The organism is Mesorhizobium sp. M0217 (genome assembly GCF_040321955.1).
GTDB lineage: Bacteria > Pseudomonadota > Alphaproteobacteria > Rhizobiales > Rhizobiaceae > Mesorhizobium.
Genome location: NZ_JAMYSN010000033.1, coordinates 1 through 14,556 on the forward strand (window position 1 = coordinate 1; position 14,556 = coordinate 14,556).

Sequence of the window (14,556 nt, forward strand, 5' to 3'; positions counted from 1 at the left end):
GGACGACCTGCGCGAGCACAAGAAGCTCGCTCTGCGCCAAGCCGCATGACCAGCATCATGGCCGCCCCATTTTGCAGAACTTGACGCACACAACCGAAGGCGACAGAGGCGGTCGGTCCGTCCTGACGCAACCTCCTATCGACAGTAGGAGGTCTAGCTTCACGCGAGACGACCCCCTCTGGCCTGCCGGCCATCTCCCCCTCGAGGGGGGAGATCGGCAGCTCACCCTGCTTTCTTCCCCCGCTTGCCCTTGGCACGCGCCTCGACCACTCTTTCCACCTCGCGCTTCAGTTCGTCCTTGACCTCCTGCGTCTCGGCCATCAGCGTGTCGATCTTCATGAAATCGAGCACGCGGTATTTCGACACTGGCGGGCGGATCAATATGTCTGGTGGGCGCTGGTTCAGCTTGTGGGCGATGATCGACTGCATCATCAATTGCGTCGCGCCGTACATCAGGTCGACCGTGGTCGGGTGCTTGCGCTCGGCCTCGCTCGGCGCGCCGACGACGTCGATGGCGATGATGATGTCGGCGTCGTTTTCGATGAGGTCGAACGGCACCGGATTGTAGATGCCGCCGTCGATCAGCACGCGGTCGTCGCGCGTCACCGGGCGGAACACGGCGGGAATGGCAGCCGAGGCGGCGAGCGCCGAATGCAGGTCGCCCTCGTCGAAGACGGCCAGCTTGTGACCGAAATAGTCCGTCGCCGTCACCTTCAGCGGGATTTTCAGCTCGGCGAAGGTTTCCGGGATGGCTTCCGGCAGGAACGCCTTCAAGATGCGCTCTATGTTGAACTGGCTGACTCGGATGCCGCCCTGCATCGCCTCGGCGATGGTGCCGGGACGCGAGCGCCACATGCGCGCCGCCACCTCGGCGCGGCGGCCGAGGATCGAGCGGGCGTAGTCCTCGATGTCCTTGCCGCTCATGCCCGAGGCCATGCCGGCGCCCATGATGGCGCCGATCGAGGAGCCGGCGATGGCCACGGGCTTGATGCCGAGCTCGTCCAGCGCCTCGACGATGTGGATATGGGCGAGGCCGCGCGCGCCGCCGCCGCCAAAGGCGATACCGAAAGTCGGACCTGTCATTTGGCCTCCAGCTTCGGCCCGATGCTCATGATCGCGGGCGCCGGCGTCAGCAGCTTCTTCGCCGCTGCCTTGACCTGATCGAGCGTCACGCCGTTGATGAGCGCCGCGCGGCGCTGCACGTAGTCGATGCCGAGATTGTCGAGCTGCAATTCCACCAGGGTCGCGGCAATGGCGCTGGAAGAATCCAGATTGCTGATAGCATAGGAGCCGACCATGTATTTCTTGGTCGCGTCCAGCTCGGCCTCGGTCGGCCCCTCCTGCGCCATCTTCTTGACCACCTCCTTGACGATGCCGAGCGTCTCGGCGGCGCGGTCGGAACGCGTCGCCGTGGTGATGATCAGCGCATTGGAATGCTGGTGGTCGACCAGGTTGGAATCGACGGAGTAGGCCAAGCCGCGCTTTTCCCGCACCTCGTCATAGAGGCGCGAGGTGAAGGTGCCGCCGCCGAGAATCTGGTTCATCAGCACCGCAGGGAAGAAATCCGGCGCATCGCGCTTCACACCGGGATAGGCAAACTGCAGCGAGGTCTGCGGCAGGTCGTAGTCGACCTCGAGCTGCTGGCCGAGCTTCAGCTCGGTATCGGCAACCGGTTGCAGCACCTGCTTTTCCGGCAGATCGCCGAAGACCTCGTCGAGCTTCCGTTTCAGCGTCGCGGCATCTATGTCGCCGACCACCGCAACATGCAGGCCGCTGCGGGCGAAATTGGCCTTGTGGAAGGCAGCCAGATCCGCCGCCGTGATGGTGGCGATGCTGTCCTTGGTGCCCTGGTCGGGCCTGGAATACGGATGTTCGCCATAGATGGCGCGCAGCCATTTGGTTTGCGCGACGGTGTTGGGGTCACGCTCATTGGCGATGATGCCGGACAGGATCTGGGCGCGGATGCGGTCGATCGGCGCCTGGTCGAAGCGCGGGCTGGTGACCGCCAGCCTGAGCAGGTCGAAGGCCGCATCCTTCTGCTCGGCCAGCATCCGCATCGCGCCATAGGTGCCGTCGCGCGCCGCTTCGAAGCCCATCTCTGCGCCGGCATCGTCAAGCTTGATCTGGAAGGCCTCGCTGTCGAGGTCGCCGGCGCCCTCGTCGAACAGGCCGGTCATCAGATTGACCAACCCTTCCCGCCCCGCCGGATCCTGCGTCGAGCCGCCATCGAAGACGAAGCGGATGGCGATGATCGGAATGGAGTGGTCCTCGACCAGCCAGGCATTGACGCCCTTTGACGAGGTCACCGGTTGGATGTCCATCGCGTGCGCGGCAAGCGCCGGCAGGATGAGGAAGAAGATGCCGAGGAACAGTGTGGCGAGGGCGTGGAGAACCGCGATGCGCCTATGAGTAATCGCATAAGGCCATTGATCGCCAAGGTCAGCTCCGCCCCTCATCGCGCTGCCGGGCACTTCTCCCCGTATAGTGACGGGGAGAAGGGGTCTCGCCGCGACGCTGGCGCTCTTCTTACGACGCTGATGGTTGGCGAAATCGACGATGACAGCGCCCCTCTCCCCGTCACTATAGGGGGAGAGGATGCCGGCAGGCAGGTGAGGGGCAGCGCTAACGCTCAATCTCGTCATCATCAATTCCCCGCCTGTTGCTGCGGCAAGAGATAGCCGGTCGTCGTACGATCGAGCAGCAGATAGCGTGCGGCGACCGCCTTGATCTCATCGGCGGTGACCTTGCGAATGCGGTCCGGCCATTCCTCGATATCCCTGACGTTGCCGCCGGTGGCGAGCTCGGCGCCGTAGAGATTGGCCATCTCGTCCTGCTTGTCGCGGGCGAAGATCATGGCCCTGATATAGCGGGCCTTGGCCTTCTCCAGCTCATCGGCGGTGACGCCGTCCTTGACGATGCGGGCGATCTCGGCGTCGACGGCCGCCTCGACGTCGCTCAGCTTGGCGTCGCCGCGCGGCGCGCCATAGACGGTGAAATTGGTGGCGTCGAGCATCGTACCCTGGAAGAAGGCGCCGGTCGCCGATGCGATGCCTTGCTTGACCACGAGTTGCTGGTAGAGCCGGCTGCGGCTGCCGCCGCCAAGGATCTCTCCCAGCAGGTCGAGCGCCTCGGCCTCGCCGGGTTTTGCCGTGTGGTAGGACGGAACCACCCATTGCGTCGAAAAGCTCGGCACCGAAACGCGCCCATCGGTGAGCGTCACCGTGCGCTTGGTGTTCTGCTCCGGCTCGACCGGGCGGATGCGCGGGGGCAGGTCGGGACCGCGCGCGACCTTGCCATAGGTTTTTTCGGCCAGCGCCTTCACGACCTCCGGCTCGACATCGCCGGCCACGATCAGCACCGCATTGTTGGGGCGGTAGTATTTGTCATAGAAGGCAACCGCATCGGTGCGGTTCAACTGCTCCATCTCCTGCATCCAGCCGATCACCGGAATGCGGTAGGGCTGGTTCTGCCAGAGCGTCGCGTCGACCTCTTCGTCGAGCACCGCCTGCGGATTGCTGTCGATGCGCGCGCGGCGCTCTTCCAGGATCACGTCGCGCTCGGTCTTGATGACCTCGTCGGTCAAGATGAGGTTGCGCATGCGATCGGCCTCGAAGCTCATCATCTCACCAAGTGCCGAGGGCGCCACCGTCTCGTGGAAGGCAGTGTAGTCATATGAGGTGAAGGCGTTGTTGGAGCCGCCGATGGCCGATATGGCGCGGTCGAACTCGCCCGCGGCGTGGTTGGTCGTGGCCTTGAACATCAGGTGTTCGAAGAAGTGCGCTATGCCGGACTTGCCTGGCGGCTCGTCGGCGCTGCCGATCTTGTACCACACCATATGGGTGACGATGGGGGCGCGATGATCGGGAATGACCACCACCTCCATGCCATTGTCGAGCAGGAAGTTGGCCACCTTGCCATCATCCGCGGCCAGGGCCGGGCCGGCCATGGTCAGCGCGGTGGCGAGCAAGGCTCTCCGCAGCCATTCAGTATGAAATGTCATCGATGGCTCCGGTTGTTATCGCGCGACGATAGGCAAGGTTAGCCGGGGAGGCAAAGTGAATTGTGTGTCATTTTGAAGGCGCCGGTCGCCCCACCCTTACGCAAGCTCGACGAACCGGATCACCGTCTCGCCGTAGTTTCGTTCATCAACCACCGAGAATTCCGGCCCAATCTCGAAGGGCGCCGAGGCGGCTTCCTCGACCACGCAGAGCGCGCCGGGCAGCAACCAGCCGCCATCCCTGGCCGAGCGCAGGGCGCGCTCGCCAAGGCCCTTGCCATAGGGCGGATCGGCGAAGACCAGGCCGAATGCCGCAAGCGTACCGGCCTCACCCAGGGCGGTCGCGTCGCGGCGGAAGATCTTGGTGCGGCCGGTAAGGCCAAAAGCTTCGACATTGGTGCGGATCAGGCCGCGCCCTTCGGCCGATTCTTCGATAAAGACGCCATAGGAAGCGCCGCGCGACAGCGCTTCGAGGCCGAGAGCGCCGGTGCCGGCGAAAAGGTCGAGCACACGCGCGCCGTCGAGCTTGTCGGCAAAGCGGTGCGCCAACACGTTGAAGACGGCCTCGCGGGCGCGGTCGGTCGTCGGGCGGATGGCATGGTCGCGCGGCGTCGCCAGCGGACGCCCGCGAAATTGGCCGCCGACGATTCTCATTTATGCCCGGGTCTCATTTTAAGGCCGGATCTCATTTAAGTCCCGGCATCATCTGGTCCTCGGGCCCTTGGGACCGTTGCGTGGCCGCTCGCCGCCCCGACCGCCATCCGGACGCTCGCCACCCGGCTTGCCGAACGGCTTGGCTCCGCCCGGCTTGCCATAGGACGGCTTGCCATAGGACGGCTTGAACGACGCCTTGCGCGCCTTGGCCTCGGCCGCCTTGGCGGCATCGGCTTCCGCCCTGCCCTTGCCGATCGGACGCGCGCCCGGCGCCATCCAGACATTAGCCTTGCGCTGGCCCGGCGGATCGATCGGCCGCTGCTCGCGCTCGGGCTTCTTGCCGCCGCGCGGTTTGTCACCAAAGGCGCCGCGCGGCTTGTCGCCGAAGCCTCCACGGGGCTTGTCGCCAAAATCGCCGCGCGGCTTTTCGCGAAACTCGCTGCGCGGCTTGTCCGAAAACTCGCTGCGCTCGGGTCTCGGGCCGCGTTCGCCAAAGCTCTTTTCCGGCCTCGCGCCCCTTTCGGGACTGGTCGACAGCTTGCCGAGCGCTTCGTCGCGGCTGCCTTCGCGGCGCTTGCGGTTCTTGATCAGACCGCCCTCGCCGATCGGCCGATGGTCACCCTCGCGGGTGACTTTCGGCCGTTCCGGCTCCGCGTCACGCTCTCGCCGCACCGGCTGGTTGGAAAACGGCTTGATGATCTCGGCGTCGAAATTGGCGCCGGATTCCTCGACCAGTCGCTCGCCGAGCTGGTCGCGCAAGACGCGGCCCTTGATCTCCAGCACATGGCCTTCGGCGAGATCGTCGAGCTGGAACGGTCCGTAGGAGATACGGATCAGCCGCGTCACGTCGAGGCCGAGCGATCCAAGGATGTTCTTCACTTCGCGGTTCTTGCCTTCGCGCAGGCCGATCGTCAGCCACGCGTTGGTGCCTTGTTCACGATCGAGCGTCGCTTCGATGGCGCCGTAGAAGACGCCGTCGACGGCAATGCCTTCACGCAGGCCTGCGAGCATGCTTTCCTCGACCTTGCCATGAACGCGCACGCGGTAACGGCGCAGCCAGCCAGTGGCAGGCAGTTCGAGCACGCGCGACAGACCGCCATCGTTGGTGAGCAGCAGCAGGCCTTCGGTGTTGATGTCGAGGCGGCCGATGGTCATCAGCCGTGGCAATTCGGCCGGCAGCACGTCGAACACGGTCTTGCGGCCCTCGGGGTCGCGGTTGGTGGTAACGACGCCGGCCGGCTTGTGAAACAGGAACAAGCGGGTGCGCTCGATCGGCGGGATCTCCATGCCGTCGAGATGGATGATGTCGCCCGGCATGACGTTGAAGGCCGGCGAGGTCAAAGCCCGGTTGTTGACCTTGACACGGCCCGCCGCGATCAGGTCTTCGGCGTCGCGGCGCGACGCCAGGCCGGCGCGGGCCAACCGCTTGGCGATACGCTCGCCGGCTTCTTCCGCATCTGCCGGACGCGGGCGCGGCTTGAAGGCGCCGCCAGATGCTTGCGGCCGGTCACCACCGAAATCGCGCTTGGGGCGATCGCTGAAGTCACGCTTGGGACGATCTCCGGCGTCGCGCTGCGGGCGATCGCCAAAATCGCGCTTTGGCCGGTCAAAACGCTTTTCGCCCTCGGCGGAAGCAGGCCGATCGCCACGCGGTGCGTAGGGCTTGCGCGGCCCTTCACGCTTTTCGAAAGGCTTGCCGTCGGGACGCGGCCCCTTGCTGAATGGCCGATCGCCGCCCTTGAAATCGCGCTTTGGCCGCTCGCCATCGGCCGCAACCGGCCGATCGCCGCGCGGTGCATAAGGCTTGCGCGGCCCCTCGCGCTTTTGATACGGCTTGCGTTCACCCTCGGCCGCCATAGGGCGATCCCCACGCGGCGCATAGGGTTTGCGCGGCCCTTCGCGCTTTTCATACGGCTTGCGCTCGCCTTCGGCTGCCATCGGCCGGTCACCGCGTGGTGCATATGGCTTGCGCGGTCCCTCGCGCTTTTCGAAAGGCTTGCCTTCGGAACGCGGACCTTTGCTGAATGGCCGGTCGCCACTTTTGAAATCGCGCTTGGGCCGCTCGCCCTCAGCCGCTGCGGGCCGGGCGCCTCGCGGTGAATAGGGTTTCTTGGCCCCGAAGGAGGGTTTGCCGCTTTTGCCGGCGGCGCCATCGCGGCGCGGCCCCGCGGCTCCAGGGCCGCTTTTGCCCGGGCCTTTGTGGCGCGGAGATTTCTTGTCGTTGTCGTCCATGTGGCCTTTGCCTTGTTGCGCTGCTACAGCGTGGCGCATCCTTTCGGACGCGCAAAGGACGCTATAGCACTTTGATTTGGCGCATGATCATTTCCGAAAATCTGTTCCGATATTCGGGTTGACGCGCTCCATAACAGGATCACCGCCAAGTGGCGAGGAGATAATCGGAATGGAAACCGCTTGAAGCGGCCGGATTTCATGGCGCTGGCGCTGAAAGAGGCGCAAGCCGCCGCCTTGCGCGGAGAAGTTCCGGTTGGCGCCGTCATCGCCAGCGGCGACGCGGTGGTGGCATCCGCCGGTAACCGCACCCGCGAACTTGCCGATCCGACGGCGCATGCCGAAATGCTGGCGATCCGCGCGGCCTGCCAAACGCTCTCCAGCGAGCGGCTGACCGGCCACGACCTCTATGTGACGCTGGAACCCTGCGCCATGTGCGCCGGCGCCATTTCCTTCGCCAGGCTGCGCCGGCTCTATTTCGGCGCGGCCGACGAGAAGGGCGGCGCGGTGGTCAACGGCGTGCGCTTCTTCGCTTCGCCGACCTGCCACCATACGCCCGACATCTATCCGGGCATGGCCGAGGCCGACGCGGCGCTGCTGCTCAGGGAATTCTTTCGGGAAAGACGCGAAACGTAGAGCCTTCAGCTACCGAAGGCGACGGTTCCTACCAGGAGGGCAGCCAGTCGAAGAGCCCGCCGCTCTTGCCCTTGGCGGCCGCTTCCTTCTTGAGGCGGCGTTCCTTCTTGTATTCATCCTCGCCGAGTTCGCCCTGCGGCGCCGTGTCGGAGGCAGCCCGATAGGCCAGAGGCGGCTCGCTCAGATATCTGCGAGTGTTGGGATCGCCCTGCTTTTGCTCTGCGGTGCGGCGCTGGATCTCGGCGGCGCGGCCCTTGTCTGAATCCTTCGGCGACCAGGCCGGCGGGTGGCTGGAGCCCGAATCCGCCAGCGCCTTCTTCACGGAAGCCGGATCGGTCTGCACGTCATCGACGATCCCCGACTGATAGGACGGGTCGTCCTGGTGGGCAGTGGCGTCGGCACGCAGGCGGGCGCGGCGCTGCTCGGGCGATTCGGGCCAATCGGTGCTCGCCGTCTCGATGCTTTCCTGCGGCGGCGGCAGCACTTCCTTCTGCCCCGGCGCCGGCTTTACCAGCTCCGGACGCGGCCTGTAGTCGATCTGTTCCTTGTGCTTGGGCGTGATCGCGAAGGCGCCGGAAAGGTCTCCGGCAAGCTGCTCGCCAGCCGTCTTGTCGGTGCCGTAGGTAGGCGAGCCCATGCAACCGGACAGAGCGAGGCCGGACGCGACAAGCGGCGCCAGCAGCGCAACGCGCACGGAAGTTCTGTCGATCATGCCAAAAAGTCCCACTCTAGACAGCCTCTCGATCGTCACCGGCCAAAGGCCCGGTCCCCATCGTCCACGCTCTTGCGACGGAATTCCGGCGACAATTTGTCTTCCGGAGTTTCGCGTGTTTATCTCAACCACTCGTTAAGGGCAACGCGCGGGCGGTTTTCGCCCACGCGGCATGGCATTTGTGCACCGGCTTATGAGCAGTCACAAACGTCCCAGAGCCTTGAGTTCATGCAGGACGGCGGCATCGCGGGCAGACACGTCGGGGAATTCCACGTCCTGCCCGACATCGGCGGTATAGCGCCACGAACGCGCGCATTTGACCAAGCCGCGGTCCTCGGCCTTTTCGACCACCACCGCGACACCTTTGACATCGTCGAGCGCAAAGGCGCCTTCCGGCGCCTTGCCATGGGCGATGACGAGATCGCTGGTGATCGCCATCTCGGCCATGTCGACATCGGCGATCGCGGCTTCAAGCGTGGCATCGTCGAGGCTCACGACCGGCACGGCTTCCAGCGAGGCACCGATGACCTTCTGAGCGCGTGCGATCTCGAGCGCGCCGGTGACGACACGGCGGACCTGCCGCACCTTGCGCCATTTTTCCGCCAGTGCCTCGTTCTTCCAGTCGGCCGGAATCTCGGGGAACTGGTCGAGATGCAGCGAGACAGCATCCGGATGACGGTCGAGCCAGGCTTCTTCCGTGGTGAAGGGCAGCATCGGGGCCAGCCATTTCACCAGGCAGTCGAAGAGGTGGCGCACCACTTGTACCGAGGCCTTGCGCTTCACGCTGGCGGGTCCTTCGCAATAGAGCGCGTCCTTCCTGATGTCGAAATAGAAGGCCGACAGCTCGACCACCATGAAGTCGAGCAAAGTGCGGGTGATGCGTTTGAACTCGAACGCGTCGTAGCCCGAGCGCACGACCTCATCGAGCTCGGCCAGCCGATGCAGCATCAGCCGCTCCAGTTCCGGCATCTTGTCCAGCGGCACCTCCTCGCCATCATCATGGGCGAGCGTGCCCAGCATCCAGCGGATGGTGTTGCGAAGCTTGCGGTAGGCGTCGATGTTGGTCTGCAGCACGTTCTTGCCGAGACGCTGGTCTTCCCAATAATCCGTCGTCACCACCCATAGCCGCAGAATGTCGGCGCCGGACTGCTTGATGACGTCTTGCGGCACGACGGTGTTGCCGAGCGATTTCGACATCTTTCGCCCCTCCTCATCCATGGTGAAGCCATGGGTGACGACGGTGTCGTAAGGTGCCCTGCCCCTGGTGCCGCAGCTTTCGAGCAGCGAGGAGTGGAACCAGCCGCGGTGCTGGTCGGAACCTTCGAGATAGACGTCGGCCGGCCATTTCAGGTCCGGACGGTCTTCCAGCGTGAAGACATGCGTCGAGCCCGAATCGAACCAGACGTCAACGATGTCCATCACCTGCTTCCATTTGGAGGCATCGTGATTGCCGAGGAAACGCTCCTTGGCGCCGGCAGCGAACCAGGCGTCGGCGCCTTCCTTCTCGAAAGCGTCCATGATGCGCTGGTTGACGGCTTCGTCCTTCAGCACGTTGCCGTCCTCGTCGGCAAAGACGGCGATCGGCACGCCCCAGGCGCGCTGGCGCGACAAGACCCAATCCGGGCGTTCCTCGATCATGGCGCGGATACGGTTCTGGCCGGCCGCCGGCACGAAGCGTGTGTCGTCGATCGCCTTCAGCGCACGGCTGCGCAACGTCGTGCCGTCGCCGAGGTCCTTGTCCATATAGACGAACCATTGCGGCGTGTTGCGGAAGATGATCGGCTTCTTCGACCGCCAGGAATGCGGGTAGGAATGCTTCAGCCGGCCGCGCGCGAACAGCGCGTTGCGCTTGATCAGTTCGTCGATGACCGCCTGATTGGCATTGCCCTTCTTGCCGTTATCGTCGATGACACGCGCGGCGCCACCTTCGCGATCCGGGCCAAAACCCGGCGCGTCCCTGGTGAAGAAGCCGGCATCATCTACAGTGAAGGGGATGGCAGGGTCGATGCCACGTGCGCGCAAATCCGATGCCGCATCCATCCAGGCATCAAAGTCCTCGCGGCCATGGCCGGGCGCGGTGTGGACGAAACCGGTACCGGCATCGTCGGTGACATGGTCCCCGGCAAGCATGGGTACGGCGAATTCGTAACCACCGCCGAGACCTTTGAAGGGATGTGAAAGTGTAAGGCTTCCAAGCTCTTCGACCGAAACGCTGCGAAGCCGATTCAAGGTGACCTTGGCCTTGGCCGAGGAGTCTTCGGCAAGCGCATCTGCAAAGATCAGCTTCTCACCGGGCTGTGGACCGAACGAATTTTCGGCTGCGGTAACTTCATAAAGGCCGTAGCCGATCCGTGACGAATAATTGACGGCACGGTTGCCGGGGATCGTCCACGGGGTTGTCGTCCAGATGACGACGTGGGCGTTGTCCAAAAGTGCAACGCTTTCCGGAACGCGCATGGACGGTGCAGCGTCTGATACAAAGTGCTCAACGCTCCAAAATCCTGACACAACTGGAAACTTCACCCAGATCGTGTCGGACTCATAGTCCTGGTATTCGATCTCGGCCTCGGCCAGTGCGGTGCGCTCGACGACGCTCCACATTACCGGCTTGGAGCCGCGATAGAGCTGGCCCGACATGGCGAACTTCAACAACTCCCCGGCGATGCGCGACTCCGAGTGGAAAGCCATTGTCGTATAGGGGTTCTTGAAATCGCCGACGACGCCGAGCCGCTGGAACTCGCCGCCCTGCACCGTGATCCAGTTCGCGGCGAAGTCGCGGCATTCCTTGCGAAACTCGTTGACCGGCACCTCGTCCTTGTTCTTGCCCTTGGCGCGGTACTGTTCCTCGATCTTCCATTCGATCGGCAGGCCATGGCAGTCCCAACCCGGCACATAATTGGCGTCATAGCCGCGCATCTGGAACGAACGGGTGATGACGTCCTTGAGGATCTTGTTCAGCGCATGGCCGATATGGATGTTGCCATTGGCGTAGGGCGGGCCGTCATGCAGCACGTATTTTTCGCGGCCGGCCGCGTCCTCGCGCAGCTTGCGGTAGAGATCCATGTCCTGCCAGCGCTTGACCAGCTGCGGTTCTTTTTCAGGCAAGCCGGCGCGCATCGGGAAATCCGTCTGCGGCAGGTAAAGCGTCTTGGAATAGTCGATCGTTTCAACAGTGTCGGTCATTGGTCTGCCATGTGCATTGCCCGGCGGGCGTAAAAGCTCGGGCGTGAACTATCATGATTGGAAAAGCGCGAGGGGGCGCGCAAAACTCCCGGCGGCTCCGGCGGCGCTCAGGCCGCCCGGAACACCGGGCCTGTAATTCGTATCGTCAGCGCGCGAAGGCGTGAAAAGCTCGTCATTGCCGGGCTTTTAGCCGAGAAAGCCGCAGGAATAAAGCGTCTCTTGTTCGATTCACTTACATCGCGAAGTCGAAGCGATAGGTGGTCGAGACGCCGACCGTGAACTGGTTACGGTCGCCGCGCTCCTTGACCAGGCTGGAATCGGCAGCCGGGCCCATCAGGCGCGCATATTCGCCGAACAGGCTGGCGGTCATCGGATCGGTCACCTTCCAGGTGATGGCGCCACCAAGGCCGGTCGATTTCAGGCCGCCGCCAGGATGGTATTCGCTCAGGCCCGAGGCCGCAGCCTCCTTGGCGTTGACACCATAATAAGAGTCGAAATAGCCCGACGAGGCAAAGGACACGCGTGGTCCGCCCGAAATTCTGACAGTCGGCGTCACGTCGTAGAAAGCATCGGCGGCGATGTCGGCGACAAAGCCATCATGGGCACGAATGCCATGGCGCAGTTCGGCGCGGGCGCGCAGCCAGTCCGTCGGATAGATTTCGAAGAAGCCGCCGACCTCACCGCCCCAGCGCACCGGGTCGAGGCCCTTGAGCTCATCCTTGCTGTCGCGGGAAAACAGGAATTTTCCGGTCAGGCCGGCGCGGACGCCGCCATCGTCGACCAGCGCCAGCGAGATGTTGTCGTTGCGCGAGGTAAAGCGCGCGGCCGGGCCGGCCTTGCCCAGCGAGATGATCGGCGATGCGCTGAGCAGATAGCTGTTGGAGCCCTCGAATTTCGGCGCGACCATGCCGGTGGCGCCAAGCGTCAGGTACCAGTCGCCGGACATCCAGCCGAAGGCACCCTCGCCCGCATTGGCGGTGGACACAGTGAGCAGCGCCGAGGCGAGAAACAGCGGAATCGTCCAGACAATACGCATCACCACCCCATACGCGAAACAAAACGGAGAGAACACCCGGCAGCCAAAGCCATGGCGCCGGTTCGGTAAAATTTGACTTAAAATCTACAGCAGTGGCGGCAACTGCGACCCTGTTTTTTGCGCTGTGGCCCATTTGAACAGGGCGCCGCCGGGCCTGTGGCGAGTTGACAGAAATAGCGAGGTTGCCTAAATTCGCGTTAGTGCAGACTAACATGAACAGATGGACAGCGCTTGGCGACCCGACCAGGCGGACGATCTTCGAACTGCTGGTCGAACAACCCTGTTCGGTCGGGGAATTGGCTCGTGCGCTTCCTGTCACCCGGCCGGCGGTCTCGCAGCACCTGAAGGTGCTCAAGGACGCCGGCCTCGTGGCCAACACACGGCTAGGCAAGCAACGCATCTACCGGGTCGAACCGGAAGGCTTGGCCAGCCTGCGCGCCGAACTCGACCGGTTCTGGAGCAAGACCTTGGCGGCCTACAAAGTGGTCGTCGAACAGCCCTTGAAGGAGCAGGAATGAGCACACATCAACCGCCCGTGAGGCACTCCATCCTTGTCGAGGCTCCGATCGCACATGCCTTCAAGGTCTTCACCGAGGACTTCGGCAGTTTCAAACCCAAAGAGCATAACCTGCTTGCGGTGCCGATCGCGGAGACGATCTTCGAACCCCGCGTTGGCGGTCACGTCTACGACCGCGGTGTGGATGGCAGCGAGTGCCGCTGGGCACGGGTGCTGGCCTACGAGCCGCCGAACCGACTGCTTCTGAGTTGGGATATCAGCCCTCAATGGCAGATCGAGACCAATCCGGACAGGACCAGCGAGTGGGAAGTCCGGTTTACGGCGGAGACGAATAGCCGGACCCGCGTCGAGATCGAGCATCGCAATCTCGAACGTCATGGCGAAGGCTGGGAAGGCGTGCGCTTTGGGATTGACGGTGATCGAGGCTGGCCGCTGTATCTCAGGCGATTCCAAGATCTTTTTGCCAGCAAGGTGACCTGAAGGAGCACAATTATGGAACCCTATTGGCTAAGCATCCTCGGTGTACTGATCCTCTGTCTTTTGTCAGTCGCGCTGGCGGTTTACTCGGGTTCGTCCAAGGGATTTGCCGGAGCGCTTTCCGGTCCGGTGATCCCGGCCGACGACGCCAATCTCCTCTACAGGATCGACCGCATGCATATGAACTCGGTCGAGGCGCTGGCGCCTTTTGTCGTCCCGGCGGTGCTGGCCATGATGGTTGGCGTTGGGTCGGCCACGTTGGCGACCATTGTCTGGGTTCATGTGGCGATACGCCTGCTTCACCTGGGGGTTTACCTACGCGGCGGCAATGCCGCCAAGGGTGGCAGTGTCAGAACGATCGTCTACGTCTCTGGAGCGATCGTCACGCTTGTCCTCGTCCTTGTGACTGGGTGGGCTGCCATAAATTGACACGTACGCGCGAACCTCAAGCCACCGACGCTTTGTTTGTTTGCTAGCCGTCGCCATCGGCTGGACGTCCGCTACAGCCGGGGCTAACCTCCCGGCAAGGTGCCAGGCGATTTCGAGGAGATGCAGCCATGACCCTGCACGGTGATACCCTGAAAGATGCGATCGGCCGGACACGGGACAAATGGGGGTGGTTCGTCGCGCTCGGCGTGCTGCTGCTCATCTTCGGCGGCATTGCCTTCGGCAATCTGTTCATCGCCACCGTCGCCTCGGTCTATGTCGTGGGCTGGCTGATGCTGATGGCCGGCATCATCGAGATCGTGCATGCCTTCGGCGTGAAGACCTGGAGTCGCTTCTTCTATTGGCTGCTCAGCGGCCTACTTTATGCCGTTGCCGGTTTCTTTGCCTTCGACAATCCGCTGCTGGCCTCGACGGTGCTGACCTTGCTGCTGGCGGTGGCGCTGGTCGCTTCAGGCGCGCTCAGGGCCTGGGTCGGCTATAGCCACCGACCGGAAAAGGGCTGGGGCTGGGTCGTCGCGGCGGGCCTGATCAGCGTGCTGGCGGGGCTGACCATCGCCATGGGCTGGCCGGTCAACAGCCTGTGGGTGCTCGGCCTGTTCCTGGCCATCGACCTGATCTTCCAGGGCTGGAGCTTCATCGCTCTCGGACTGGCGTTGAAGAAGTAGGGG

Annotated in this window: 13 protein-coding genes; 5 read left to right on the forward strand and 8 right to left on the reverse strand. The window is 63.7% G+C overall.

All coding sequences use genetic code 11. The annotated features are described in order from the left end of the window. Nucleotides 1-222 precede the first annotated feature (222 nt). The 5 genes from NKJ18_RS29505 to NKJ18_RS29525 form a co-directional block, all read right to left on the reverse strand. On the reverse strand, nucleotides 223-1,083 hold the full coding sequence (locus NKJ18_RS29505) for a patatin-like phospholipase family protein (protein ID WP_352761101.1): 861 nt from the start codon (nucleotides 1,081-1,083) through the stop codon (nucleotides 223-225). After that, on the reverse strand, nucleotides 1,080-2,456 hold the full coding sequence (locus NKJ18_RS29510) for a M16 family metallopeptidase (RefSeq protein ID WP_352761104.1): 1,377 nt from the start codon (nucleotides 2,454-2,456) through the stop codon (nucleotides 1,080-1,082). Before NKJ18_RS29510 ends, NKJ18_RS29505 begins: the two co-directional genes overlap by 4 nt. A 188-nt stretch (nucleotides 2,457-2,644) precedes the next feature. After that, nucleotides 2,645-4,000: a M16 family metallopeptidase gene (locus NKJ18_RS29515; RefSeq protein ID WP_031209167.1), complete on the reverse strand. Its 1,356-nt coding sequence runs from the start codon at nucleotides 3,998-4,000 to the stop codon at nucleotides 2,645-2,647. A 96-nt stretch (nucleotides 4,001-4,096) separates the two neighbouring features. Continuing rightward, nucleotides 4,097-4,651, reverse strand: a complete 555-nt coding sequence (gene rsmD, locus NKJ18_RS29520) for a 16S rRNA (guanine(966)-N(2))-methyltransferase RsmD (protein ID WP_023689564.1) — start codon at nucleotides 4,649-4,651, stop codon at nucleotides 4,097-4,099. Between the two features lie 48 nt (nucleotides 4,652-4,699). After that, nucleotides 4,700-6,883, reverse strand: coding sequence for a pseudouridine synthase (locus NKJ18_RS29525; protein WP_352761106.1), 2,184 nt, complete (start codon nucleotides 6,881-6,883; stop codon nucleotides 4,700-4,702). 180 nt (nucleotides 6,884-7,063) lie between these two features. Between NKJ18_RS29525 and NKJ18_RS29530 the strand changes: the two genes are divergently transcribed. Continuing rightward, on the forward strand, nucleotides 7,064-7,516 hold the full coding sequence (locus NKJ18_RS29530; RefSeq protein ID WP_352761109.1) for a nucleoside deaminase: 453 nt from the start codon (nucleotides 7,064-7,066) through the stop codon (nucleotides 7,514-7,516). Nucleotides 7,517-7,544: 28 nt separating this feature from the next. On the opposite strand, the gene NKJ18_RS29535 is transcribed toward NKJ18_RS29530, so the two are convergent. From NKJ18_RS29535 to NKJ18_RS29545, 3 genes are all read right to left on the reverse strand, one after another. Beyond that, nucleotides 7,545-8,228 carry a hypothetical protein gene (locus NKJ18_RS29535; RefSeq protein ID WP_023682973.1) on the reverse strand — a complete coding sequence of 228 codons (684 nt, stop codon included), beginning with the start codon at nucleotides 8,226-8,228 and terminating at the stop codon, nucleotides 7,545-7,547. A gap of 201 nt (nucleotides 8,229-8,429) precedes the next feature. After that, nucleotides 8,430-11,411 (reverse strand): isoleucine--tRNA ligase, encoded by a 2,982-nt coding sequence (gene ileS / locus NKJ18_RS29540; protein ID WP_352761110.1) that lies wholly within the window; start codon nucleotides 11,409-11,411, stop codon nucleotides 8,430-8,432. 232 nt (nucleotides 11,412-11,643) lie between these two features. Further along, the gene (locus NKJ18_RS29545; RefSeq protein ID WP_023824511.1) at nucleotides 11,644-12,447 is read right to left on the reverse strand and encodes a MipA/OmpV family protein; all 804 of its coding nucleotides are present in this window, start codon (nucleotides 12,445-12,447) and stop codon (nucleotides 11,644-11,646) included. A 212-nt stretch (nucleotides 12,448-12,659) separates the two neighbouring features. Between NKJ18_RS29545 and NKJ18_RS29550 the strand changes: the two genes are divergently transcribed. The 4 genes from NKJ18_RS29550 to NKJ18_RS29565 all read left to right on the forward strand — a co-directional run bounded on the left by NKJ18_RS29550 (nucleotide 12,660) and on the right by NKJ18_RS29565 (nucleotide 14,553). Next, on the forward strand, nucleotides 12,660-12,965 hold the full coding sequence (locus NKJ18_RS29550; protein ID WP_023689559.1) for an ArsR/SmtB family transcription factor: 306 nt from the start codon (nucleotides 12,660-12,662) through the stop codon (nucleotides 12,963-12,965). Then, entirely contained in the window at nucleotides 12,962-13,444 is a 483-nt protein-coding gene (locus NKJ18_RS29555; protein WP_023730459.1) for an SRPBCC family protein, read from the forward strand. Before NKJ18_RS29550 ends, NKJ18_RS29555 begins: the two co-directional genes overlap by 4 nt. Before the next feature lie 12 nt (nucleotides 13,445-13,456). After that, nucleotides 13,457-13,870, forward strand: coding sequence for an MAPEG family protein (locus NKJ18_RS29560; protein ID WP_023734253.1), 414 nt, complete (start codon nucleotides 13,457-13,459; stop codon nucleotides 13,868-13,870). 128 nt (nucleotides 13,871-13,998) lie between these two features. Continuing rightward, the gene (locus NKJ18_RS29565; protein WP_023671535.1) at nucleotides 13,999-14,553 is read left to right on the forward strand and encodes an HdeD family acid-resistance protein; all 555 of its coding nucleotides are present in this window, start codon (nucleotides 13,999-14,001) and stop codon (nucleotides 14,551-14,553) included. Nucleotides 14,554-14,556 lie beyond the last annotated feature (3 nt).

Coding starts and splice junctions, on each gene's coding strand:
- NKJ18_RS29505 (WP_352761101.1), bottom strand. CDS start 1,083: ATGACAGGTCCGACTTTCGGTATCGCCTTTGGCGGCGGCGGCGCGCGC.
- NKJ18_RS29510 (WP_352761104.1), bottom strand. CDS start 2,456: ATGAGGGGCGGAGCTGACCTTGGCGATCAATGGCCTTATGCGATTACT.
- NKJ18_RS29515 (WP_031209167.1), bottom strand. CDS start 4,000: ATGACATTTCATACTGAATGGCTGCGGAGAGCCTTGCTCGCCACCGCG.
- rsmD (WP_023689564.1), bottom strand. CDS start 4,651: ATGAGAATCGTCGGCGGCCAATTTCGCGGGCGTCCGCTGGCGACGCCG.
- NKJ18_RS29525 (WP_352761106.1), bottom strand. CDS start 6,883: ATGGACGACAACGACAAGAAATCTCCGCGCCACAAAGGCCCGGGCAAA.
- NKJ18_RS29535 (WP_023682973.1), bottom strand. CDS start 8,228: ATGATCGACAGAACTTCCGTGCGCGTTGCGCTGCTGGCGCCGCTTGTC.
- ileS (WP_352761110.1), bottom strand. CDS start 11,411: ATGACCGACACTGTTGAAACGATCGACTATTCCAAGACGCTTTACCTG.
- NKJ18_RS29545 (WP_023824511.1), bottom strand. CDS start 12,447: ATGCGTATTGTCTGGACGATTCCGCTGTTTCTCGCCTCGGCGCTGCTC.
- NKJ18_RS29550 (WP_023689559.1), top strand. CDS start 12,660: ATGAACAGATGGACAGCGCTTGGCGACCCGACCAGGCGGACGATCTTC.
- NKJ18_RS29555 (WP_023730459.1), top strand. CDS start 12,962: ATGAGCACACATCAACCGCCCGTGAGGCACTCCATCCTTGTCGAGGCT.
- NKJ18_RS29560 (WP_023734253.1), top strand. CDS start 13,457: ATGGAACCCTATTGGCTAAGCATCCTCGGTGTACTGATCCTCTGTCTT.
- NKJ18_RS29565 (WP_023671535.1), top strand. CDS start 13,999: ATGACCCTGCACGGTGATACCCTGAAAGATGCGATCGGCCGGACACGG.